The 21,457-nt window shown below is 56.7% G+C and carries 23 protein-coding genes, 1 tRNA gene and 4 pseudogenes; 17 read left to right on the top strand and 11 right to left on the bottom strand.

Annotated features, from left to right (window positions below; genetic code table 11):
* Positions 1–15: 15 nt before the first annotated feature.
* On the top strand, positions 16–1,044 hold the full coding sequence (locus tag ACEN2T_RS21485) for a nucleoside hydrolase (protein WP_095185579.1): 1,029 nt from the start codon (positions 16–18) through the stop codon (positions 1,042–1,044).
* 33 nt (positions 1,045–1,077) lie between these two features.
* On the opposite strand, the gene ACEN2T_RS21480 is transcribed toward ACEN2T_RS21485, so the two are convergent.
* Positions 1,078–1,290, bottom strand: a complete 213-nt coding sequence (locus ACEN2T_RS21480) for a hypothetical protein (protein WP_032886978.1) — start codon at positions 1,288–1,290, stop codon at positions 1,078–1,080.
* 154 nt (positions 1,291–1,444) lie between these two features.
* Here ACEN2T_RS21480 and ACEN2T_RS21475 point away from each other — a divergent pair, with 154 nt between their 5' ends.
* A complete protein-coding gene (locus tag ACEN2T_RS21475; RefSeq protein WP_032886977.1) occupies positions 1,445–1,750 on the top strand; it encodes a hypothetical protein in 306 nt (101 codons plus the stop codon).
* A 143-nt stretch (positions 1,751–1,893) separates the two neighbouring features.
* A complete protein-coding gene (locus ACEN2T_RS21470) occupies positions 1,894–2,214 on the top strand; it encodes an I78 family peptidase inhibitor (protein ID WP_032886976.1) in 321 nt (106 codons plus the stop codon).
* A gap of 68 nt (positions 2,215–2,282) precedes the next feature.
* Here the strand turns inward: ACEN2T_RS21470 and ACEN2T_RS21465 are convergent, their stop codons facing one another.
* On the bottom strand, positions 2,283–2,495 hold the full coding sequence (locus ACEN2T_RS21465; RefSeq protein ID WP_003234260.1) for a cold-shock protein: 213 nt from the start codon (positions 2,493–2,495) through the stop codon (positions 2,283–2,285).
* Between the two features lie 289 nt (positions 2,496–2,784).
* Positions 2,785–3,099 (bottom strand): hypothetical protein, encoded by a 315-nt coding sequence (locus ACEN2T_RS21460; protein WP_081797709.1) that lies wholly within the window; start codon positions 3,097–3,099, stop codon positions 2,785–2,787.
* A 365-nt stretch (positions 3,100–3,464) separates the two neighbouring features.
* Between ACEN2T_RS21460 and thrS the strand changes: the two genes are divergently transcribed.
* The 9 genes from thrS to ACEN2T_RS21415 all read left to right on the top strand — a co-directional run bounded on the left by thrS (position 3,465) and on the right by ACEN2T_RS21415 (position 10,920).
* Positions 3,465–5,387, top strand: coding sequence for a threonine--tRNA ligase (thrS, locus tag ACEN2T_RS21455; protein ID WP_095185580.1), 1,923 nt, complete (start codon positions 3,465–3,467; stop codon positions 5,385–5,387).
* Positions 5,387–5,938, top strand: a complete 552-nt coding sequence (infC, locus tag ACEN2T_RS21450) for a translation initiation factor IF-3 (protein WP_015884933.1) — start codon at positions 5,387–5,389, stop codon at positions 5,936–5,938. Before thrS ends, infC begins: the two co-directional genes overlap by 1 nt.
* Positions 5,939–5,998: 60 nt before the next feature.
* Positions 5,999–6,193, top strand: a complete 195-nt coding sequence (gene rpmI / locus ACEN2T_RS21445) for a 50S ribosomal protein L35 (RefSeq protein WP_002553160.1) — start codon at positions 5,999–6,001, stop codon at positions 6,191–6,193.
* Between the two features lie 29 nt (positions 6,194–6,222).
* Positions 6,223–6,579, top strand: coding sequence for a 50S ribosomal protein L20 (gene rplT / locus ACEN2T_RS21440; protein WP_003192488.1), 357 nt, complete (start codon positions 6,223–6,225; stop codon positions 6,577–6,579).
* Positions 6,580–6,688: 109 nt separating this feature from the next.
* A complete protein-coding gene (gene pheS, locus ACEN2T_RS21435; protein ID WP_032886973.1) occupies positions 6,689–7,705 on the top strand; it encodes a phenylalanine--tRNA ligase subunit alpha in 1,017 nt (338 codons plus the stop codon).
* Between the two features lie 26 nt (positions 7,706–7,731).
* Positions 7,732–10,110, top strand: coding sequence for a phenylalanine--tRNA ligase subunit beta (gene pheT / locus ACEN2T_RS21430; RefSeq protein ID WP_442117496.1), 2,379 nt, complete (start codon positions 7,732–7,734; stop codon positions 10,108–10,110).
* Positions 10,111–10,113: 3 nt separating this feature from the next.
* A complete protein-coding gene (gene ihfA, locus ACEN2T_RS21425; protein WP_002553164.1) occupies positions 10,114–10,416 on the top strand; it encodes an integration host factor subunit alpha in 303 nt (100 codons plus the stop codon).
* Positions 10,397–10,753, top strand: coding sequence for a MerR family transcriptional regulator (locus ACEN2T_RS21420; protein ID WP_003219935.1), 357 nt, complete (start codon positions 10,397–10,399; stop codon positions 10,751–10,753). Before ihfA ends, ACEN2T_RS21420 begins: the two co-directional genes overlap by 20 nt.
* A 90-nt stretch (positions 10,754–10,843) precedes the next feature.
* Positions 10,844–10,920, top strand: a tRNA-Pro gene (locus ACEN2T_RS21415).
* 78 nt (positions 10,921–10,998) lie between these two features.
* On the opposite strand, the pseudogene ACEN2T_RS21410 reads toward ACEN2T_RS21415, so the two are convergent.
* From ACEN2T_RS21410 to ACEN2T_RS21400, 3 genes and pseudogenes are all read right to left on the bottom strand, one after another.
* Positions 10,999–11,340, bottom strand: a pseudogene (locus ACEN2T_RS21410) (integrase); the annotation flags it as partial.
* Entirely contained in the window at positions 11,315–11,491 is a 177-nt protein-coding gene (locus ACEN2T_RS21405; protein ID WP_095185582.1) for a hypothetical protein, read from the bottom strand. The gene ACEN2T_RS21405 and the pseudogene ACEN2T_RS21410, both read right to left, overlap by 26 nt.
* A complete protein-coding gene (locus tag ACEN2T_RS21400) occupies positions 11,488–11,925 on the bottom strand; it encodes a hypothetical protein (protein ID WP_442117495.1) in 438 nt (145 codons plus the stop codon). The genes ACEN2T_RS21405 and ACEN2T_RS21400 overlap by 4 nt, the downstream gene beginning before the upstream one ends.
* A gap of 218 nt (positions 11,926–12,143) precedes the next feature.
* On the opposite strand from ACEN2T_RS21400, the gene ACEN2T_RS21395 reads away from it, so the two are divergent.
* Positions 12,144–12,659: a hypothetical protein gene (locus ACEN2T_RS21395; RefSeq protein WP_095185583.1), complete on the top strand. Its 516-nt coding sequence runs from the start codon at positions 12,144–12,146 to the stop codon at positions 12,657–12,659.
* A 110-nt stretch (positions 12,660–12,769) separates the two neighbouring features.
* Here the strand turns inward: ACEN2T_RS21395 and ACEN2T_RS21390 are convergent, their stop codons facing one another.
* The 3 genes and pseudogenes from ACEN2T_RS21390 to ACEN2T_RS21380 all read right to left on the bottom strand — a co-directional run.
* Positions 12,770–13,684, bottom strand: coding sequence for a transporter substrate-binding domain-containing protein (locus ACEN2T_RS21390; RefSeq protein ID WP_099602682.1), 915 nt, complete (start codon positions 13,682–13,684; stop codon positions 12,770–12,772).
* A 60-nt stretch (positions 13,685–13,744) separates the two neighbouring features.
* Positions 13,745–14,025 (bottom strand): annotated as a pseudogene (locus ACEN2T_RS21385) (aldehyde dehydrogenase family protein); the annotation flags it as partial.
* An 88-nt stretch (positions 14,026–14,113) separates the two neighbouring features.
* Positions 14,114–14,806 (bottom strand): annotated as a pseudogene (locus ACEN2T_RS21380) (HpcH/HpaI aldolase/citrate lyase family protein); the annotation flags it as partial.
* Here ACEN2T_RS21380 and ACEN2T_RS21375 point away from each other — a divergent pair.
* Positions 14,807–15,475, top strand: a pseudogene (locus ACEN2T_RS21375) (MFS transporter); the annotation flags it as partial.
* A gap of 410 nt (positions 15,476–15,885) precedes the next feature.
* On the opposite strand, the gene ACEN2T_RS21370 reads toward ACEN2T_RS21375, so the two are convergent.
* Together ACEN2T_RS21370 and bamA are read right to left on the bottom strand one after the other, a co-directional pair.
* Positions 15,886–16,212 (bottom strand): DUF2388 domain-containing protein, encoded by a 327-nt coding sequence (locus ACEN2T_RS21370; RefSeq protein WP_442117494.1) that lies wholly within the window; start codon positions 16,210–16,212, stop codon positions 15,886–15,888.
* 139 nt (positions 16,213–16,351) lie between these two features.
* Positions 16,352–18,718, bottom strand: coding sequence for an outer membrane protein assembly factor BamA (gene bamA / locus ACEN2T_RS21365; protein WP_442117493.1), 2,367 nt, complete (start codon positions 18,716–18,718; stop codon positions 16,352–16,354).
* Positions 18,719–18,884: 166 nt separating this feature from the next.
* On the opposite strand from bamA, the gene ACEN2T_RS21360 reads away from it, so the two are divergent.
* From ACEN2T_RS21360 to ACEN2T_RS21350, 3 genes are read left to right on the top strand one after another with little or no spacing between them, the layout of a single operon-like run.
* A complete protein-coding gene (locus tag ACEN2T_RS21360) occupies positions 18,885–19,568 on the top strand; it encodes a response regulator transcription factor (RefSeq protein ID WP_095185595.1) in 684 nt (227 codons plus the stop codon).
* Positions 19,565–20,845 (top strand): HAMP domain-containing sensor histidine kinase, encoded by a 1,281-nt coding sequence (locus ACEN2T_RS21355; RefSeq protein ID WP_095185596.1) that lies wholly within the window; start codon positions 19,565–19,567, stop codon positions 20,843–20,845. Before ACEN2T_RS21360 ends, ACEN2T_RS21355 begins: the two co-directional genes overlap by 4 nt.
* 57 nt (positions 20,846–20,902) lie before the next feature.
* Positions 20,903–21,343 carry a hypothetical protein gene (locus tag ACEN2T_RS21350; protein WP_401380209.1) on the top strand — a complete coding sequence of 147 codons (441 nt, stop codon included), beginning with the start codon at positions 20,903–20,905 and terminating at the stop codon, positions 21,341–21,343.
* Positions 21,344–21,457: the final 114 nt, after the last annotated feature.

The following is a 21,457-nucleotide window of genomic DNA, read 5'->3' as shown; positions in this document are numbered from 1 at the left end:
GACAAGGAGTGTTTTATGCAACGTGGTCTTCCAATCCTGAGAAATCTGTTTCGGAGTGTCCTGCTTTTGTCCGCGCTCACTGCTGCAAGCGCCCACGCGGCGGAAAAAATCGACCTCATCATCGACACTGACCCAGGTGCCGACGATGTAGTGGCCTTGCTCTTCGCCATGGCTTCCCCGGACGAATTGAACATCCGTGCGCTGACCACCGTCGCCGGTAACGTGCGCCTGGACAAGACCTCGCGTAACGCGCGCCTGGCCCGCGAGTGGGCGGGGCGTGAGGACATTCCGGTCTACGCCGGTGCACCAGCGCCGATGCTGCGCAAACCGATCTATGCCGAAAACATCCATGGCAAGGAGGGCGTTTCCGGCGTCACCGTGCATGAGCCTAAAAAGGGCCTGGCCGAAGGCAATGCCGTTGATTACCTGATCAAGACCCTTCGTGCTGCCAAGCCTCACAGCATCACTATCGCCATGCTGGGTCCGCAGACCAACCTGGCGCTGGCACTGACTCAGGATCCGGAAATCACCCAGGGCATCAAAGAAGTGGTGGTGATGGGCGGCGCGCACTTCAATGGAGGCAATATCACGCCGGTTGCCGAGTTCAACCTGTTCGCCGATCCGATTGCTGCAGAGATCGTGCTCAAGAGTGGGGTCAAGCTGACTTACCTGCCGCTGGATGTGACCCACAAGGTACTGACCAGTGAGGCGCGTCTGAAAAAGATTGCCGACCTCAAGAACAACGCCAGCAAGGTCGTCGGCGATATTCTCAACGAATACGTCAAAGGCGATATGGAGCACTATGGCATCCCGGGCGGCCCGGTACATGACGCCACCGTTGTTGCGTACCTGCTCAAGCCTTCGCTGTTCAGTGGTCGCGAGGTCAATGTGGTGGTGGACAGCCGTGAAGGCCCGACATTCGGGCAGACCATCGTCGATTGGTACGACGGTCTGAAACAACCAAAGAATGCGTTCTGGGTTGAGAACGGCGACGCTCAGGGCTTCTTCGATCTGCTGACTGAGCGCCTTGCGCGGCTGAAGTAAACCGATTGCCGGTCGACGTTCGTCGGCCGGTTCTTATTCGCGCTCGGGGTTGTGTGCTCCCATGTGATCGGCCGGGTATTTCTCGAATACCTGGCCAATGAAGGCTTGTGCCGCCTGAGTGCCGAGTTCCTTGACCAGCAGGTCTATACCGATGATTGCCAGTTCCTCTGGGCTTCCGGGGCTGTAGGAGCTTTGTCCTTGGGGCCACTTGGCTTTGATGTCGGCTTGGAGCGTTACGGTGGTCATGGAGGTCTCACGAGCTGAAATACTGGGTAATGCGCTGGGGCGCGGTTTTACCGGGCGCAGTTAAGCATTTTGCGCGGCGTTTGGCACTGCTACTTAGGCATGAAGCAAGTGCTGTGCGACACTGTGCTCCTGTTTAATTGCCGGGGAATACCGCGTGCAGATCGATTTGAATGACCCCGAGAATCTCACCCTGGCCGCCGTGCGCCAATTGATCGCCAGTGCCAGTGATGACGAACATACTCAACTGCGTGTGACCAAGGCCGGTATCGCCTACCTATCATCTGGGGTAGTCGGGGGCACTGACATAGATGGCCTGTTGTTTCGTCTTGAAACCTGGGCAAAGGGCTCCGGTTACGTCGGAAATGTCGCTGCCAGCGACGAGGTCTGGGTCACACAGGTTTTCAACGCGCTGAAGCAAAACTGGCCCAAGCCACCTTTTGACTACATCGACATCTACTGATTATGTTCATATCTGGTCACGATTGATCGGGCGAATGCCTGCTGATAGTCAGGCAGACTTGCCCGACGGCGATTTACGTCTTGAAACCAATCTGCAAGACGGTTGTCGCACGATCTCTGTTCATTTTTTCAATAGGAGGCTTCATGCCTTGGAAGCTCGCATCATTCGGTACTTTGTTGGCAGCACTCGCGTTGGCGGGTTGCAGCACCCCGGGTACCTCTGAGCCAGCCAAAGACGCCGCAGTGACCGATGCAGGTCATAGCCGCTGTGAGTCAAAGGCTGCCGAGTTCACAATCGGCCAGAAAGCTTCGCCTCAGTTGCTGGAGCAAGCCCGGGCCCGTGCCGGTGCGCAGAATGCTCGCATCCTCAAGCCCAACGATATGATCACTTTGGAATACCGCTCCGACCGCTTGAACCTAAACGCTGACGACAACTTGGTGATCACTCGCGTCAATTGCGGCTGATCGCTGCTTTTGCAGCGCCCATAAAAAACCCCGCCACATGGACGGGGTTTTTTTAGCTCAGCGGAGAATTACTCGCCGCGAACCTGTGCAGCTTGCATACCCTTTTGGCCTTTCTCAGCCACGAAGGAAACGGTTTGGCCTTCTTTCAGGCTTTTGAAACCGTCGCTTTCGATAGCTTTGAAGTGTACGAACAGGTCGTCACCGCCACCTTGAGGAGTGATGAAGCCGAAGCCTTTTTCATCGTTGAACCATTTAACGGTGCCGGTTTGGCGATTAGACATGGTGTATCTCCAAGAAACATATATTTTCAGTAGTGCTGTGCTGCTCAGGCCAACTGGGCACACCGGGCTATCATAGTCGAAATGTTCGGCTTGGGAGCCCCCCCAAGGCATTGTTTGCCAATCAATAGCGTTGCATTTAGTGCTTAGGTCGGCTGAAAGCCCCGGTCTACGGGGCTTTGGCGCGAAATATCAGCTGTTAAAAAAAGCCGTAAAAGCTGCGTAATTTGTGAGAAATGGCAGTTTTCGGGCGATTTTTCCAGCAGAGCGGCCGTCTGATCTGGCGCCGATCTTACTTTTTCTTCACGACTTTGCAGGATGAAATTGCAGCCACCGCTTTGTTTTTAAGTGGTGCGCTGGCGTTCGGATTGGTCATCAATTCCTTGATTTCGGAACTGCTCAATTCGGCGTTGATCTTGTCGGCGCCACATTCGCAGTGGGCTTTGGCCGTTTTGACGTCAACGTTCTGGCTGGCGGCCGCGCTGCAGTCGTTGATGAAACTGTCACGGGCACCGGCCGGCCAATTGGAGGGCGCAGCAGCCTGCGCGCCGATGGAAAGGAGGCTCAGGGTAGCGGCGAGAGCGAGGGTAGAAGTAAAACGCATCATGGGATGCTCCTTTGGGTCGAGGACAAACAGCGATTCTCAGTGGGTTTGAGGTAGTGCGTACAGCTCAAGTTCCGTTTTGCAGCTATAAAGGCTGGAATTAGTAGTTACCTGGCCTGGCGCCGGCGCGATGACCGTTCATCTGTGCTAGCATCGCTCTCCTGGCTATTCCCGGGCGCGCCATTTGCCGCCTCGCCATGTTCTTTTTGTTCACTCCAGTCACTCTGGTTCGATTATCGGTTGGCCGAAAGGCTCCTGCCGCTGTAAGGCAGGCGTTCATCACTGAACGGCCTGGTATTGGATCTTGTACTGGCTCATCCCAACCCACGTGACCTTTGGTAGGGGTCACCACTAGGAGAGGAGGCGCCATGCCAACTATTACTCTTCCCGATGGCAGTCAACGTTCATTCGATCATGCTGTATCCGTATCCGAGGTCGCCGCATCCATTGGTGCCGGTCTGGCAAAGGCTACTGTGGCCGGCAAGGTCGACGGCAAACTGGTTGATGCCAGTGACCTGATCACCTCTGACGCCAGTCTGCAAATCATCACGCCCAAGGATCAAGAGGGGCTGGAGATCATTCGCCACTCTTGCGCGCACTTGATTGGCCATGCGGTCAAGCAGTTGTACCCAACCGCGAAGATGGTAATCGGTCCGGTTATCGAAGAAGGCTTCTATTACGACATCGCCTACGAGCGTCCTTTCACTCCGGACGACATGGCTGCCATTGAGCAGCGCATGCACGCGCTGATCGAGAAAGATTACGACGTCATCAAGAAAGTCACCCCGCGCGCCGAAGTGATCGAAGTGTTCACTTCCCGTGGTGAGGACTACAAGCTGCGTTTGGTGGAAGACATGCCGGACGAGCAGGCCATGGGCCTGTACTACCACGAAGAATACGTCGACATGTGCCGTGGTCCGCACGTGCCGAACACACGCTTCCTCAAGTCATTCAAGCTGACCAAGCTGTCCGGCGCCTACTGGCGCGGCGACGCTAAGAATGAGCAGTTGCAACGTATCTACGGCACTGCCTGGGCTGACAAGAAGCAGCTGGCCGCCTATGTCCAGCGCATCGAAGAAGCTGAAAAGCGCGATCACCGTAAGATCGGCAAGCGCCTGAATCTGTTCCACCTCCAGGAAGAAGCGCCGGGTATGGTGTTCTGGCATCCGAACGGCTGGACCCTGTATCAGGTGCTTGAGCAGTACATGCGTAAGGTGCAGCGTGATAACGGTTACCTGGAGATCAAGACCCCGCAGGTCGTTGATCGCAGCCTGTGGGAGAAATCCGGGCACTGGGCCAACTACGCCGACAATATGTTCACCACCCAGTCGGAAAACCGCGACTACGCCATTAAGCCAATGAACTGCCCATGCCATGTGCAGGTGTTCAACCAGGGCTTGAAGAGCTACCGCGAGTTGCCGATGCGCCTGGCCGAGTTCGGTGCTTGCCACCGTAACGAGCCGTCGGGTGCGCTGCACGGCATCATGCGCGTGCGCGGTTTCACTCAAGACGACGCCCACATCTTCTGCACAGAAGAGCAGATGCAGGCTGAATCCGCTGCGTTTATCAAGCTGACCATGGACGTTTATCGCGATTTCGGTTTCACCGACGTCGAGATGAAACTGTCCACTCGTCCGGAAAAGCGTGTCGGTTCCGACGAACTGTGGGATCGCGCCGAAGCGGCACTGGCCGCAGCGCTTGATAGTGCGGGGCTTGCGTACGACCTGCAGCCGGGGGAGGGCGCGTTTTACGGTCCGAAGATCGAGTTCTCGCTGAAAGATTGCCTTGGCCGCGTCTGGCAGTGTGGTACTCTGCAGCTCGATTTTAACCTGCCGATCCGTCTGGGAGCCGAATACGTCTCCGAAGACAACAGTCGTAAGCACCCGGTTATGCTGCACCGGGCGATCCTCGGCTCGTTCGAACGGTTCGTCGGGATCCTGATCGAGCACTACGAGGGTGCATTCCCCGCGTGGCTGGCTCCGACCCAGGCAGTGATCATGAATATCACTGATAAACAGGCAGAATTTGCCGCTGAAGTTGAAAAAACTCTCAACGAAAGCGGATTTCGTGCCAAGTCCGACTTGAGAAATGAAAAGATCGGCTTTAAAATCCGCGAGCATACTTTGCTCAAGGTCCCCTATCTTTTGGTTATTGGAGATCGGGAAGTCGAGATGCAGACTGTCGCTGTGCGTACTCGTGAAGGTGCTGACCTGGGCTCTATGCCCGTCGCCCAGTTCGCTGAGTTCCTCGCGCAAGCGGTTTCCCGGCGTGGTCGCCCAGATTCGGAGTAATTATTATTAAGCGTGAAATGAGACAAGATAAACGAGCTGCACCGAAAGCCCCGATCAACGAGAATATCTCGGCACGCGAGGTTCGGTTAATTGGCGCTGACGGCGAGCAGATTGGCATCGTCTCGATTGATGAAGCGCTTCGTATTGCAGAAGAGTCCAAGCTGGACTTGGTGGAAATCTCCGCCGATGCAATCCCACCTGTTTGTCGGGTGATGGACTACGGCAAGTCGATCTTCGAAAAGAAGAAGCAGGTTGCCGCGGCGAAGAAGAACCAAAAGCAGATTCAAGTAAAAGAAATCAAGTTTCGTCCAGGGACGGAGGAAGGGGATTACCAGGTAAAACTGCGCAACCTGGTACGTTTCCTGAGTGATGGGGACAGGGCCAAGGTATCCTTGCGATTCCGCGGCCGTGAGATGGCCCACCAGGAGCTGGGGATGGAACTCCTCAAGCGGGTTGAAGCTGACTTGCTTGAGTACGGTTCGGTCGAACAGCATCCTAAGATGGAAGGACGCCAACTGATCATGGTCATCGCCCCGAAAAAGAAGAAGTAATCAACAGGGCACGGCAGGCCTTCTGATTATGTTTATCAACTGAATGCGGAGTATCCGAACATGCCAAAGATGAAGACTAAAAGTGGTGCTGCTAAGCGGTTTCTGAAAACTGCTAACGGTATCAAGCATAAGCACGCTTTCAAGAGCCACATCCTGACCAAAATGTCGACCAAGCGTAAGCGTCAACTGCGCGGTAGCAGCTTGCTGCATCCGTCTGACGTGGCAAAAGTCGAGCGCATGCTGCGCCTTCGTTAATTTTGGATCAAGAATAGAGGAAGTAACTCATGGCTCGTGTAAAGCGTGGCGTCATGGCCCGTAAGCGTCACAAAAAAATTCTGAAACTTGCTAAAGGCTACTACGGCGCGCGTTCACGCGTATTCCGTGTTGCCAAACAAGCGGTAATCAAGGCAGGCCAATACGCCTACCGTGACCGTCGTCAGAAAAAACGTCAGTTCCGCGCTCTGTGGATCGCTCGTATCAACGCCGGTGCGCGTGTTAACGGTCTGTCCTACAGCCGTTTCATCGCTGGCCTGAAAAAAGCGTCCATCGAAATCGACCGTAAGGTTCTGGCTGAACTGGCCGTGAACGAAAAAGCGGTGTTTGCTGCGATTGTCGAGAAAGCTAAAGCCTCCTTGGCTTAAGTACCCCCGACAGTCACCTTGGGCTGCTCCTGTAGCCCAAGGTGGTAAACGTCATAAATAGGGGAAGAGCCTTCAAGCTCTTCCCCTATTTTGTATCTGGAGTCTGTACATGGAAAACCTGGACGCGCTCGTCGCTCAAGCTCTTGAGGCTGTGCAAAGCGCTGAAGATATCAATGCCCTGGAGCAAATCCGGGTTCACTACCTTGGCAAAAAGGGTGAATTGACTCAGGTGATGAAGACCCTGGGGAATTTGCCAGCCGAAGAGCGCCCGCAAGTCGGCGCGCTGATTAACGTTGCCAAGGAGCGCGTCACAGAGGTTCTCAATGCGCGCAAGGCGTCGATGGAGGAGGCCGATCTTGCGGCCAAACTCGCCGCCGAGTCTATTGATGTAACTTTGCCTGGCCGTGGCCAAGCCTCGGGCGGTCTACATCCGATCACCCGGACTCTGGAACGTATCGAGCAGTTCTTCACCCATATAGGCTATGGCATTGCCGAAGGCCCTGAGGTCGAAGACGACTATCACAACTTTGAGGCGCTCAACATCCCAGGCCATCACCCGGCCAGGTCGATGCACGACACCTTCTATTTCAACGCGAACATGCTGTTGCGCACCCATACCTCACCGGTACAGGTCCGCACCATGGAAGCGAACAAACCGCCGATCCGCATCGTCTGCCCAGGTCGCGTTTATCGTAGCGACTCCGATATCACCCACTCGCCGATGTTCCATCAGGTCGAAGGCCTGCTGGTTGATCGCGATATCAACTTCGCCGACCTCAAAGGCACCATCGAAGAGTTCCTGCGAGTGTTCTTCGAGAAAGAGCTGGCGGTACGTTTCCGTCCATCGTTCTTCCCGTTCACCGAGCCTTCCGCTGAAGTCGACATGGAATGCGTGATGTGCAGCGGTAAAGGCTGCCGAGTCTGCAAACAGACGGGTTGGCTGGAAGTGATGGGCTGCGGCATGGTTCACCCCAACGTGCTGCGCATGTCCGGGATCGATCCGGAAGAGTTCTCGGGCTTTGCCTTCGGCATGGGCGTTGAGCGTCTGGCCATGCTGCGTTACGGCGTGAACGACTTGCGTCTGTTCTTCGACAACGACTTGCGGTTCCTCGCGCAATTTCGCTAGTCGTAACGAATCTTTAGGAGAGCAGGATGAAATTCAGTGAACAATGGCTGCGCGGCTGGGTAAGCCCGCAGGTAGATCGCGACGCGCTGGTTGCTCGTCTGTCGATGGCCGGTCTTGAGGTTGATAGCGTAACGCCGGCCGCCGGTGTTTTCAGTGGCGTGGTTGTGGGCGAAGTGCTGAGCACCGAGCAGCACCCTGATGCCGACAAACTGCGTGTGTGCCAGGTCAGCAACGGGGCGGAAACTTTCCAGGTTGTGTGCGGAGCGCCAAACGTGCGTCCGGGTCTGAAGATTCCGTTTGCCATGATCGGTGCCGAACTGCCAGGCGACTTCAAGATCAAGAAGGCTAAGCTGCGCGGCGTTGAGTCCAACGGTATGCTGTGCTCCCAGGCGGAGCTGCAGGTAGGCGAAGGTAACGACGGCTTGATGGAGCTGCCGGCGGATGCGCCTGTTGGCCAGGACATTCGTGTCTACCTGGAACTGGAAGACGCCAGCATCGAGGTCGACCTGACCCCAAACCGTGGCGACTGCCTGTCCCTGGCTGGGCTGGCCCGTGAAGTGGGCGCGCTGTACAACGCCCCGGTTACCCGTCCAGTAGTTGCCGCCGTGCCTGCGGTACACGATGAAGTGCGTCCGATTGAGGTGCTGGCGCCAGCTGCCTGCCCACGTTACCTGGGCCGCGTAATTCGCAACGTCGACCTGTCCAAGCCAACTCCGCTGTGGATGGTTGAGCGCCTGCGCCGCGCCGACGTACGCAGCATCGACGCTGCCGTCGACATCACCAACTACGTGATGCTTGAACTGGGCCAGCCGCTGCACGCCTTCGATCTCGCCGAAATCAATGGCGGCATCCGCGTACGCATGGCTGAAGAAGGCGAGAAGCTGGTTCTGCTCGACGGCCAGGAAGTCAGCCTGCGCGCCGACACCATGGTGATCGCTGACCATTCCCGCGCTCTTGCGATCGCCGGCGTAATGGGTGGCGAGCACAGCGGTGTTTCCGCGACCACTCGCGACATCTTCCTTGAAAGCGCATTCTTTGACCAAATCGCCATCGCTGGCAAGGCCCGTTCCTATGGCTTGCACACTGATGCGTCGCACCGTTACGAGCGTGGCGTAGACTGGAAGCTCGCCCGTGAAGCCATGGAGCGCGCCACTGGCCTGCTGCTGGAAATCACCGGTGGCGAAGCCGGCCCGATCACTGAGATTGTCAGCGAACAGCATCTGCCGTGCGTTGCGCCGATCACCCTGCGCGCCAAGAGCGTTGAGCAAATGCTTGGCCTGGTCATCGCACCGACTGAAATCGAGCAACTGTTGTCGGCCCTCGGGTTGAACATCTCTGCGGGCGGGGAAGGGCAGTGGCATGTTGAAGTGCCAAGCCATCGCTTCGATATCAGCCTGGAAGTCGATCTAATCGAAGAGTTGGCTCGTCTGTACGGTTACAACCGCCTGCCGGTTCGTTATCCGCAAGCGCGCCTGGCACCGCAACCCAAGGCCGAGGCGCGTGCGCACTTGCCAGAGTTGCGTCGTCTGCTGGTTGCCCGTGGTTACCAGGAAGCGGTGACCTACAGCTTCATCGATCCGAGACAGTTCGAACTGTTCAACCCTGGTGTCCAGCCCCTGTTGCTGGCCAACCCGATCTCCAACGACATGGCCGCGATGCGCTCGTCTCTATGGCCTGGTCTGGTGAAGGCCCTTTCCCACAACTTGAACCGCCAGCAAGACCGCGTGCGCATGTTTGAAAGTGGTCTGCGTTTCGTTGGTCAGTTGGACGGTTTGAAGCAAGAGCCGATGCTGGCCGGTGTTGTCTGCGGCAGTCGCTTGCCGGAGGGCTGGGCGCAGGGCCGCGATGCTGTGGACTTCTTCGACGTCAAGGCTGACGTGGAAGCCGTCCTTGGCTTTGCTGGTGCATTGGATGCGTTCACCTTCGTTCCTGGCAGCCACCCGGCGCTGCATCCAGGGCAGACTGCACGTATTGAACGTGAAGGTCGCTTGGTAGGCTTCGTCGGTGCTATCCACCCAGAATTGTCGAAAGCCCTCGGTCTCGACCGTCCAGTATTCGTTTTCGAGTTGGTCCTGGCTGAAGTCGCCTCGGGCAAGATGCCTAAATTCAGCGAGCTGTCGCGCTTCCCAGAAGTGCGCCGCGACCTGGCACTGATCGCTGACCGTGAAGTTGCCGCCACTGCCGTTTTGGATGTTATCCGTGAAAATGCAGGGGAATGGCTGACAGACCTCAGGCTATTTGACGTCTATCAAGGTAAAGGCATTGATCCGCATAGAAAAAGCCTTGCAGTTGGCTTGACCTGGCAGCATCCATCGCGCACTCTTAATGACGATGAGGTGAATACCACGACACAAAATATCCTCACCTCGCTCGAACAAAGGTTGAACGCCACGTTAAGGAAGTGACGTATGGGGGCTTTGACGAAAGCTGAGATGGCGGAACGTCTGTACGAAGAGTTGGGTCTGAACAAGCGCGAGGCCAAGGAATTGGTCGAGCTGTTTTTTGAAGAAATCAGACACGCTCTGGAAGACAACGAACAGGTCAAATTGTCCGGTTTCGGCAACTTTGACCTGCGTGACAAACGCCAGCGGCCTGGCCGCAATCCAAAAACGGGAGAAGAAATCCCGATCACGGCTCGCCGTGTGGTCACCTTTCGTCCAGGGCAGAAGTTGAAGGCCCGAGTTGAGGCTTATGCTGGAACCAAGTCATAACGACGAGCTACCCGTCATCCCAGGCAAACGCTACTTCACCATTGGTGAAGTCAGCGAGCTCTGTGCGGTAAAACCGCATGTGTTGCGCTACTGGGAGCAGGAGTTTCCTCAACTTAACCCCGTCAAACGCACAGGGAACCGTCGGTATTATCAGCGCCAGGATGTGCTGATGATCCGACAGATCCGCGCGTTGCTGTACGACCAGGGGTTCACCATCAGCGGCGCTCGCCAGCGCATGTCCGGTGATGAGGCCAAAGACGATACCACCCAATACAAGCAAATGATTCGCCAGATGATCTCCGAACTCGAAGATGTGCTGGTGGTTTTGAAGAAGTAATACTGGCTTTTAAAATACTTCCACATTTCAAAAGCTTGCGGTATATTCCTGATCGCTTCGTTCAGAAGCGAACCCAGTAAAACGCCTAGTCGGGGCGTAGCGCAGTCCGGTAGCGCACTAGCATGGGGTGCTAGGGGTCGAGTGTTCGAATCACTCCGTCCCGACCATTATTCCTGAGTAATATCAGACACTTGAGCCGATCAGATAGATCGGCTTTTTTGTGCCTGCGCAAAACTGGCGCAAAACTACCCAGTGATTTCGCTGATATTCAGGTCCGGAATCGCCTCTGACCAGATGATTTCCTCATGGTCCCGCTGGTAGTTTTTGGTCATGCCCTCGCTCGCATGGCCAGCGATCTTTTGCCCATCCTTTCAGGCTTTCTTGTACAGGTGCAGCGACAGCGCTCGCACTTCGTGAAAGCCCGGCATTTCCTCTTCCTTCCATCCCGCGTAGCAATTCGCCGCCTCCCTGGCCTCCTTGAATGCTCGCGTCAAATACCGCTCCTCAACCTTCGTCCAGTGGTCCTTTGTCTGTGCTTGCTTCTGTTTCAGCCGATCTGGTTTACGGTGCACCAAGTAGGGCGAGGCGTGCGCAGTAGTGGTCGAATTCTTTGAGAGTTAGCGACTGATCAACGAGGAACTGAGTGATCATCCGCTGAACAATTACCGCCTCTTCCTGAGTGCTTGCAGCGTGCTTGAGGATTTCGAGCGCGTCGTCGATAAGGATGTGAGCGCTCATAGGTTGCCATCCACGTCGTCTTCGAGCTCTTCCCGTTCTGCTGCAACCGCGTCAAAGGCGTAGGGCCTGAGCAAATCCATGGCGATTCGTTCCGCGGCTTCGATGGGACGCTGTTCGCCCATCAGTTCCGCAGCGTGCTCGCGTGAATCCGCCTGACTGCCAAGGATCGAGGAAAGGAACAGTCGAGCGAACGAATCACGCTCGTCCAGGCCGTCGATCTGGCGCTGATTCAGGATGCCCTGCAGGTAAGTGCAATACCGATCAAACGTCACCACCTGCGGTTGGCCGTGGCGACGCTTCCACTTGATGTCCATGCCGCACACCAACTGTTCCGCAGAATGTTCAAGCCACTCCTGTTCCGGATTCGCGTCGCTGACCTCTGGAGGCAACTTAGCGTCGAAACGCTCCTGGCAAATCTTCAATGCTGCGTTCATGGTCGCCTCCAAGGTGGCGGGTTGTTCACCTGTATTCGTCAACACTCATGCCTCCCGCTGGTTGCCGATGGGCGCGGGGGAGGAGTGCTGACTTAATAGAGGTGGGGAAGGGGCCGGAATATCGCTTTTTGAGGGGGCTCGTCTTGTTTCAAATAAGTGGCAACGTATCTGAGGCTGTGCCAGCATCCGGCAATAAACGTTGGCAAGGAAGCTGAACAATGCTCGATGCTCTGGAAGGCACGCCACTGTGGGTTTACGGCGCATTTCTCTTGGTCTGCTACTACGGTTTGAGTGCCAGGAAAACCAGTCGTGAAAGTCAGCGGTCGCTGATCATCACACCGGTTGTTTTGGTGGTCTGGTCACTCCTTTCTCTCAGCTACGCGGACCGCGTTGAGTTGACCGTGGGCAGTTGGGTCACGGGAATGCTTTTAGGTGGCTTAGTCGCATTTGCACTATTTCCTCGACGCGGACTGACTTTGGACGAGGAGGGCAAGCACCTGATCGTTCCTGGGACATGGAAAGTTCTTGGTATCTCGCTTCTCTTTTTTGCCGTGAAATACTTCATCGGTTATCAAGCTGCCGTGCATCCAGAATTCTCGGCCACTGTGGGAATGCTCGCCCTTGCTGGTGCGGCATCAGGGTTTACGGTCGGCTTGTTCTGCGGACGCACGGGTGTCTTCTACTTGGCGTGGCATGCACTTCGAGATGTCCATGAAAGCAAACGCACTATCTGAGCTCGGTCGTTGATAGCTCGATGCGCTCTCATAGAGACGATCGGGCAGCAGCCTTGCAGTCGGCTGCCGTCATTCGATGACCGTCTTCGCACTCAACGACGCGACGGCCGTTAAAGAGCCTTTTCCGGCGCCGGTTGGTCGTTGGGTTGGGCGATGATTGTTTTGAGCTCTGCGCTCATGGGGAATTTGAGATTCAAGCCTTTGGGAGGGATGGGCTGAGTAAACCATTTATCGTAGATGGCGTTGATTTCACCCGAGACAAAAAGTGACTTGATCGAGTCATCCACGACTTTTTTGAGATCCGGATCACCCCGACGCATTGTGCAACCATAGATTTCGTTGGATTGCGGGGTGCCAGTCACCACCCAATCTTCCGGTTTCTTCGCCTTGGCCATCTCGCCCGCCAGCAATGCGTCGTCCTGCATAAACGCAATGGCGCGGCCGGACTCGAGCATTTGGTAAGACTCGCCAATGTCTTTGGCAGAGATTACGTTCATGTTCATCTTTTTCTCGGCATTCATGACCTTGAGCATCCGCTCGGCAGTGCTGCCAGCAGTAGTCACTACGTTCTTGCCGTTGAGATCTTGAAAGTCCTTGTAAACCGAATCCTTCCTGACCAACAGGCGGGTGCTGGCTTCAAAAATGCCGACCGAGAAGTCGACCTGCCGAGCTCTCTCGGCGGTATTGGTTGTGGAGCCGCACTCCAGGTCCACAGTGCCGTTTTGCACCAGTGGGATACGCGTCTGTGATGTCACCAGGTTGTACTGTACGTTCAGCTTGGGCATACCGAGTTCTTGCTTGATAGCCTCGACAATCTTTAATTGAATGTCATGGGAGTAGCCCACCGGCTGACCGGATCCGTCGGCAATATAAGAGAACGGAATGGACGAGTCTCGGTGACCCAGGGTAATGGTCCCCGAGGTCTTGATTTTCTTAAGCGTGCCGGTGGGTTCGGCAGCCATGAGGGCAGTACTACTTAAGGTCACAGTCAGGGTAACGCCCAGGATTGCAGGGAAGGCACGCATCAAAAGCTCCTCATTAGGGTGAAGCGAGAGGTCTCGCGGGGCTTGGCGACTCGCTTGTTGTTAGTGACGGTCCAGCCAGACGGTCTGTGCATTACAGAATTCGCGCACACCGAATGCGACAGTTCACGGCCAAAACCGCTTTTCTTTACGCCGCCGAAAGTGACGCGTGGATCGGTTGCGCAATAGCCATTGATGAATACGCCTCCGGTTTTCAGTTCGCCGGCCAGCTTCTGGGCAAGTTCGACATTGCTCGTGTAGATGGTCGAGGCGAGCCCGAATTCACTGTCATTGGCCAGTTCCAGAGCATGTGCGGCGTCCCGCGCAGTGATGATCGATGCCACGGATCTAAGGCTGGAAACGTTAGTCATGACACCGTCCTGTAGGATGGGAATGGATGCATAGCTTCTAAGCAACAGCGCCGGTTTTGAATCAGATCGCGCGAGCCAAAATGGATTGTGCGCGACCAATGACCGGCGCATCGACCATTTGCCCATCCAGCACGAAAACGCCTTCACCTGAACGAGCGGCTTCGATAATGCGTTGCGCCCAGTGCAATTCTTCCCGGCTTGGTTTCAGCGCCTGATGAATGATCGCGACTTGGGTTGGATGGATACACAGCGCGCCACCAAAGCCCATGTCGCGTGCAAAATGAACAGCACGTAGCAGCCCTGCGGTGTCCTGGATCGACGGAAATACCCCATCCAACGCTGGAGCGAGCGCGGCAACCCGGGTTGCAAGCAAAACGGCGTAGCGCGCATGGCTAAGGATTTCTTCAGCGGCAGGGCTGCCAGTAGACAGGTTCAGGTCCAGACCCAGATCCAGACTACCGAACGACAACCGCTCAACGCCTTGAGTGCCGGCAATTTCGTTGAGTGCTGACAAGCCCTTCGCGCTCTCGATGATTGGCCAAATCGGTTTTTCGGTACCGGCAGCTGTGGTGACCTGTTTCGCGCTTTCTGCTTTGGGCAGCAGAATTCCGATAACGCCGGCGTGGCGTCGGCAAAGATCCAGATCCGCAACATGCGCCCAGTGATCCGGGGCATTCACTCGGACCAGAATCCGTGCATCCGGGGCTTCGCTCAGGAACGCGTCGAGATTATCCCTCGCCTGCTCCTTGAGGTTTGGCGCACGACGTGCGTGGCTTATGGAGTGTTATTGGTCATTGTCGTGGCGCCGCTTTATCTCTGGGTGTTGGCGCGGGGCACGGGACCACTCATAAAAAGTCAGGCAGTGGGTGGCGAAAGTCTCTCAATCGACCGGCGGATCTACTTGTTGCTTACGCTGATTTTTGCTTTGGGTGCAGTGATCATGACGGCGATGTCGGTCCAGCTGATTTCATTGTTGCAGGGGCAAGGTTACTCGCTTGCAGTCGCCGTCGGACTGAGCGCATTGCTGGGGCCGAGCCAGGTAGGATCACGTGTTTTACAGGTGTTTTCGCGTAAGCGACACCCGATCTGGACGACGTTGATCTCCGTGATATTCGTGGCAATTGGTCTGCTGATTGTGACCATCGCACCGGCAATGACTGCCCTGGGGCTGGTGATCTATGGCGCGGGTAATGGTTTGCGGGCGATCGTTCGAGGACTGCTGCCATTGGCCCTCATGTCGCCTACCCATTATGTTTTGCTGATGGGGCGCATGGCTCGGCCTTCGCTCATAGGACAAGCCTTGCCCCCCCTTTCAGGCGGTTACCTGTTGCAGACCTGGGGCGCTGGCGGTGTGCTTGCGGGACTGAGTGTGCTGGCCGTATTGAACGTGCTCTTGGTCTTGCTGCTCATTCGACTGGTATGAAAAGAACGGCTCGGATTGCCATCCTTCCTGAGGATCCCGGCCGGCATCATTGGCGGTCAGCGACTCGAGTTCTTTAGGGTGATTTTGGCGATGAAACGGACTCCCCCTACTTTTTCCCCCACAAAAACGCCGGCTCTTGATGGACGTTACTGGACTCACTTAGAGCAGAACAGCGCTGGAGCTCAAGTAAATACTCGCTTGGAAAAATCCAGAGTAAAACTTTGGAAGCTTTCAAGAAGTATGAAAAAGGAGATGGGGTGCTAGGGGTCGAGTGTTCGAATCACTCCGTCCCGACCATATAATTCAATGACTTAGCCCAAGTAGAAACACTTGGGCTTTTTCATGCCTGGATTTCTTACTCGGCAGCAAACCTCGTCCATCACCGCTTAGCGCTATACCGAGAGCTTCGCTCAGTACGTTGTGGCGATGACCTGTGCTAATTGCATATCAGGCATGAACGGTGGGCTGTAGGTCGAGCGATAGTACCTGGAAGCCTGCTCAAACTGGGCGCCGCGGATCTCGCCCTCTGAACCGATAAACGCCAGTGCATCGGCCTTGGCGGCGCCGAAATATTTGCTGGGATGGCTTGTCGCATCACTGGCGAAGGAGCTGAAGAAGGTGGGCCCCGATGTCGTCCAGAACATGGCGCGGTCGCCGGGTTTCTTGATCTCTCCTGCCATCGCGTGAGTACCAAATAGCGCCAGGCCTGCGATGATTGCTGCCTTCCATGAGTCCATTCGTCGTCGCGCCCCTTTTGTTTAATCAGCCCAGGGTAGCAGCGCGGGCGCGGTGATTTTGCTGGGCTGGAAAAATTTCCCATATCCGGCGCATCCATCTCGGCGAAGGAGAAGCTCAATCAGGCCTAACGCGCACGTATCAAAACGTTTGCCCCATGGAAAACTGGAACACCTGCTTATCTGCATTCTCCGGCGTTCGAATCGGATACGCCAAGTTCACACTCAGCGGCCCCAAAGGGCTGTACCACGTCACGCCCACGCCTACCGAGCTGGCCATCTGGCTCAAATCCACGCTGCCACAGCCCTGGGTGGTGCTGAGGTAGCACTTGTCCGAATACACCGTGCCTACATCCCAGAACACTGAGGTCCGTACAGATTTGTTGTCTTTGATAAACGGCACCGGGAACAGGTATTCCGCCCCGCCGGTTATCAGGATATTGCCGCCCAAAGCCTCGGTGTCGCGGTCGGTGTAGTACGCCTGGCCGGCGCTGGAGTAGGCGCCGGTGGCCGGGGTGTTGCGTGGGCCGAGGGTGCCACTTTCAAAACCACGCACACTACCTTCGCCGCCTGCCGTGTAGGTTTCGTAGAAGGGCAGGCTATCGGTCGAGCCATAGCCGCCGCCGTAGCCAAGCTTGGTATGGAAGCGCAGCGACGTGCTGTTGGTGATAGGCAGGAAGGTCTGCCCCGAGTAGTCGATCTTGTAGAAGCTCAGGTCGCTGCCGGGCACTGTCACCATCATGTTGAGGTTCTGTGAGTGTCCGCGGGTGGCCAGTACACCCTTATTCAGCGTCGATTCCGACCAGCCCAGGTTGGCCTTGAAGTTGGTGAACTCCTTGCCTTCGCGGTCGACGAAGTCGTAGATCTCGTCTGCGCTGTAGGTGCCCGGTTCAATGCTGTCGTGTTGCGCCGTGAGGCCAAAACTCAGGCGAGAGGTTTCGTTGATCGGGTAGCCCAGGGTTGTGCCAAGGCCAAAGCTATTGATTGCGTAATAGGAAACGCCATCATCGTAGTAGTCGTTGTAGTCAGTCTTGCTGTAGAACGCGTTGTAGCCCAGGCTCACGCCGTCGGCAGTGAAATAGGGGTCGGTAAAACCGATGTTGTATTTGCTCTGGTACGACGAGCGGGTCAGCCCCAGGCTGGCGTAATTACCGGTGCCCAGGAAGTTGCTCTGGCTGATCGAGCCGCCGAGGATCAGGCCCGAACTTTGGGCAAAGCCGACACTGGCAGTAATCGAACCGGACGCCTGTTCTTCCACGGCGTAGTTCACGTCCAGTTGGTCATCCACACCGGCCACCGCCGGCGTTTCTACGTTCACTTCCTTGAAGAAGCCCAGACGGTCAAGGCGCACTTTGGATTGGTCGATCAAGTAGGTCGACGCCCAGCCACCTTCCATCTGGCGCATATCACGGCGCAGCACCTTATCGTCTGTCTTGGTGTTGCCACGGAAGTTGATCCGATTGACGTAAGCCCGCTTGCCGGGGTCGACGCTGAAGGTAACGTCAACCGTATGATCTTCCTCATGTACCTGCGGAACGCCGTTGACGTTGGCGAACGTATAGCCCTCGTTTCCCAGGCGACGGGTGATCAGCTCCGAAGTGGTGGTCATCAACTTGCGCGAAAACACCTGGCCCTTTTGTACCAGCAGCAGCGAATTGACCTGATCCTCAGGCACCTTCAGCTCACCACTCAGCTTCACCGAACGGACCCTGTATTTCTGGCCTTCCTGGATGTTCACGGTGATATACACGTGTTTTTTGTCCGGGGTCATGGAGACTTGGGTCGAGGCGATATCCATGTTGATATACCCACGGTCCAGGTAGTAGGAGCGCAGCCGTTCGAGGTCGCCGGAGAGTTTTTCCCGAGCGTATTTATCGTCGTTCTTGAAAAATGACAGCCAGTTGCTGGTCTTGAGCGTGAACTGGTCGATCAGTGCTTCATCCGGGAATGCTGTATTGCCCACCACATTGATGTGCTGGATCGACGCCACTTCGCCTTCATTTATCTTGATCTTCACGCCCACGCGATTGCGCGGTTGGGGCACGACCTCAGTGTCGACCGAGGCCGAGTAGCGGCCTTGGGCAACATATTGGCGCTGCAATTCGTTGCGCACGCCTTCCAGCGTGGCTCGCTGGAAAATCTCGCCCTCAGCCAGGCCGGACTGCTTCATGCCTTTCATCAGGTCTTCGGTGGAGATTGCCTTGTTACCCTCGAACTCGATACTGGCAACCGAAGGCCGCTCAACTACATTAATAATCAGCACGTCGCCTTCGCGGCTAAGTTGAATGTCCTGGAAGAACCCGGTCTTGAACAGCGCGCGGGTCGAGTCCACCAGGCGCCGGTCATCCGCTTCATCGCCTACGTTCAGCGGCAATGCCCCGAACACACTGCCAGCAGAGACCCGTTGCAGGCCGTTGATTCGGATATCCGAGATTTTGAAACCCTGGGCGAGTGCCAGTGAAGCATTGAGCAGCAGCGCAACCGAGCAGAGCAGGCGCGAAAAATTCATCAAGATCTTTTCCAGAATACAGCGCCGGCGCAGCCGGACGGGTGAACAGGCAGCTTAAGAGCGTGCGGCGTTTGGTGCGGTTAACCGAATGTCAAGTTAGGTAAAGGTTGGCCTGCAAAAACGCGCCAGGGCCAATAATGCGCGACCACCCACTGACGAGCTCGCGATGATCTCCGTACTGTTAGTCGACGATGACCAGGAACTCACTGGAATGCTGAGCCAATACCTGGCGCGCGAAGGATTTGCTGCGACCGCCGTGCACACGGGCGAGGAGGGTGAAGCAGAGGCGTTGTCGGGGCGCTACAGCATTGTGGTGCTGGACGTCATGCTGCCCCAGCGCTCGGGAATCGAGGTGCTCCGGCGCATTCGCGCCGTCAGCCAGGTGCCGGTGGTCTTGCTCACCGCCCGTGGCGACAACATCGACCGCATCACCGGCCTGGAACTAGGTGCCGATGATTATGTACCCAAGCCCAGCTCCCCCGGTGAGCTGGTCGCTCGCCTGCGCGCCATCATGCGCAGGGTGCAGCCAGCCGGCCAGCCGACCTCGGAGATGATCAAGACCGGCTCGCTGGTGTTGTGGCCGGGCAAGCGCCAGGCAATATGGAAAGGAGTTGAGCTGGGCGTGACCAGCACCGAGTTCAGCCTGCTCGAAGAGCTCGCCCGCAGTGCCGGGCAGGTGGTGAGTAAAAAGGACCTGTCGTTGAACGCCTTGGGTTGTCCGTTGACCCGCTACGACCGGCGTATCGACGTGCACATCAGCAGCATTCGGCAAAAACTCGGGCCACGCGCGGATGCCAAGGCGTGGATTCAAAGCGTGCGCGGCCTCGGCTACCTGTTGATTGCCGAATGACCAAGCCCAGCCTGCTGTTCTGGAAGCTGTTCCTGGCCTTCTGGTTGGCCACCAGCCTGACGTTCCTGGCGGGGGTCGGCGTGATTGAACTGGGCAGTTTTCGCGCGGGTGATCCGCACGTGGAAGCCATTCTTACCAGCGAAGAAAGACTGCTGGAGCAATTCGGTGTCGAAGCGGCCACCCAACTGCTTAACGTGTGGGAGCATCCCTCGGACGAGGCCATTGGGGTGTATGACAGCGCGGGTCACCTGGTGGCCGGTTCAACGGTGCTGAACCCGGTCTATGAGCGATCAATCATCAGTAAGGAAGGGCTGTCGCTGTCGGTCAAGTCCACCCATGCCCCCGACGATCACGGCAGGCCCTGGCGCCAGATTCCGCTGATTATCGGTACGCTGATGAGTGCGTTGTTCAGCGGTTATATGGCGTATTACCTGGCCTGGCCCCTGGCTCATCTTAAGCGGGCCATGAGCGACGCGGCCCAAGGGCGTTTTGAAACCCGGGTCAAGCCCGCCATGGGCAAGCGCCGAGATGAAATCGTCGACCTGGCCGAAGACTGCGACCGCATGGCCAACCAGCTGAAGGTGCTGGTGGAGGCTCAGCAGCACTTATTGCACGATATCTCCCATGAGCTGCGTTCACCCCTCACGCGCATACAGGCCGCCATCGGGTTGTTGCGCCAGGATGTGGCGCGCGTGGAAATGCTCGAACGCATCGAGCGCGAATCCGAGCGCATGGACACGCTGATCGAGGCGCTGCTCACCCTGGCTCGTCTGCAGGGGCGCCCCGAAAGCATTGAGCGTGACGCCGTGGACATCGTCGAGTTGCTGGGGATGATTGTCGAGAATGCGCAATTCGAAGCCGGCATCAAAGGCTGCCGCGTGCACCTTGGGGCATGTCCGCCATTTATTGCCTGTGTCAGCGGCGAATTGCTGTACCGCTGCTTCGAAAACGTGATCCGCAACGCTGTGCGCTACACACGGCCTGGCACCACGGTGCAGGTGTCGGCCCGGATCAGCAGCGATGGGAACCGCCTCTGCGTGCACATCACCGACCAGGGGCCGGGTGTCGAAAACCGCCGGCTGCGTAGCATTTTTAACCCGTTCGAGCGCGGTGCAGGGGACGCCAGCGTGGGCTTTGGCCTGGGCTTGGCCATTGCGGCCAGGGCAGTGCAAATGCATGGCGGCAATATTGTGGCGCGCAACGAGCCGACCGGGGGACTGACGGTGGAGGTCAACCTGCACAGCGCGCGATCTTTACACGACATTACATTGGCTTGACCGCCCTGTACGTCGCACCTCTTTAGACTGGTCACCATTGATTGAGTGGAGGTGGCGATGTTTCAGGTGCATAAAAAAGGCTTTGTGCCCGGCAGGAAAATGGTCGATGGCCTGGTCCCCTATGACTTCTTTTGTGAAGACAGCCCGGCGATCAATCTGTTTGTGTTTACCGGCGCGGCCACGCCGGATGCGACTGTGCAGGAGCAGACCTTATGGGGTTTCACCCGGCTCGAACGTTTTGAAGCAATGACCGGCGCCCTGTTGAGCAACAAGCAGCACGCCGGATGGTTTCAAAGTGTCAGCGTCCTCACCGGACCCAGCCAGAACGGAACGCAGAGCGTGAAATTCCAGCGCGTGCTGAAGATCATCAAGCACGCCAGCACCACCCGCAACGTCGACTACGAGATCCTGACTGACGAAGGCGACACCTACTTCACCCGTCAGACCGTTGCGCAGGACACCGCGCAAACCATCATCTATTCGGCCGAATCCTTCTGATTCTGCACGGGCAGGTGGCTGTTACCGGCGACCGCACTGCCCCGGCACGGGGCATTTTCTGAGCCATTTGGTAGCACATTCCTACACCGTCTTTGCGTATGCCGTCAGGCACTT

This window comes from Pseudomonas sp. W22_MBD1_FP4, from assembly GCF_052113765.1.
Classification (GTDB): domain Bacteria; phylum Pseudomonadota; class Gammaproteobacteria; order Pseudomonadales; family Pseudomonadaceae; genus Aquipseudomonas; species Aquipseudomonas sivasensis.
Note: the sequence above shows the minus strand (reverse complement) of the source record. Positions and strands in the feature narration are given on the sequence as shown.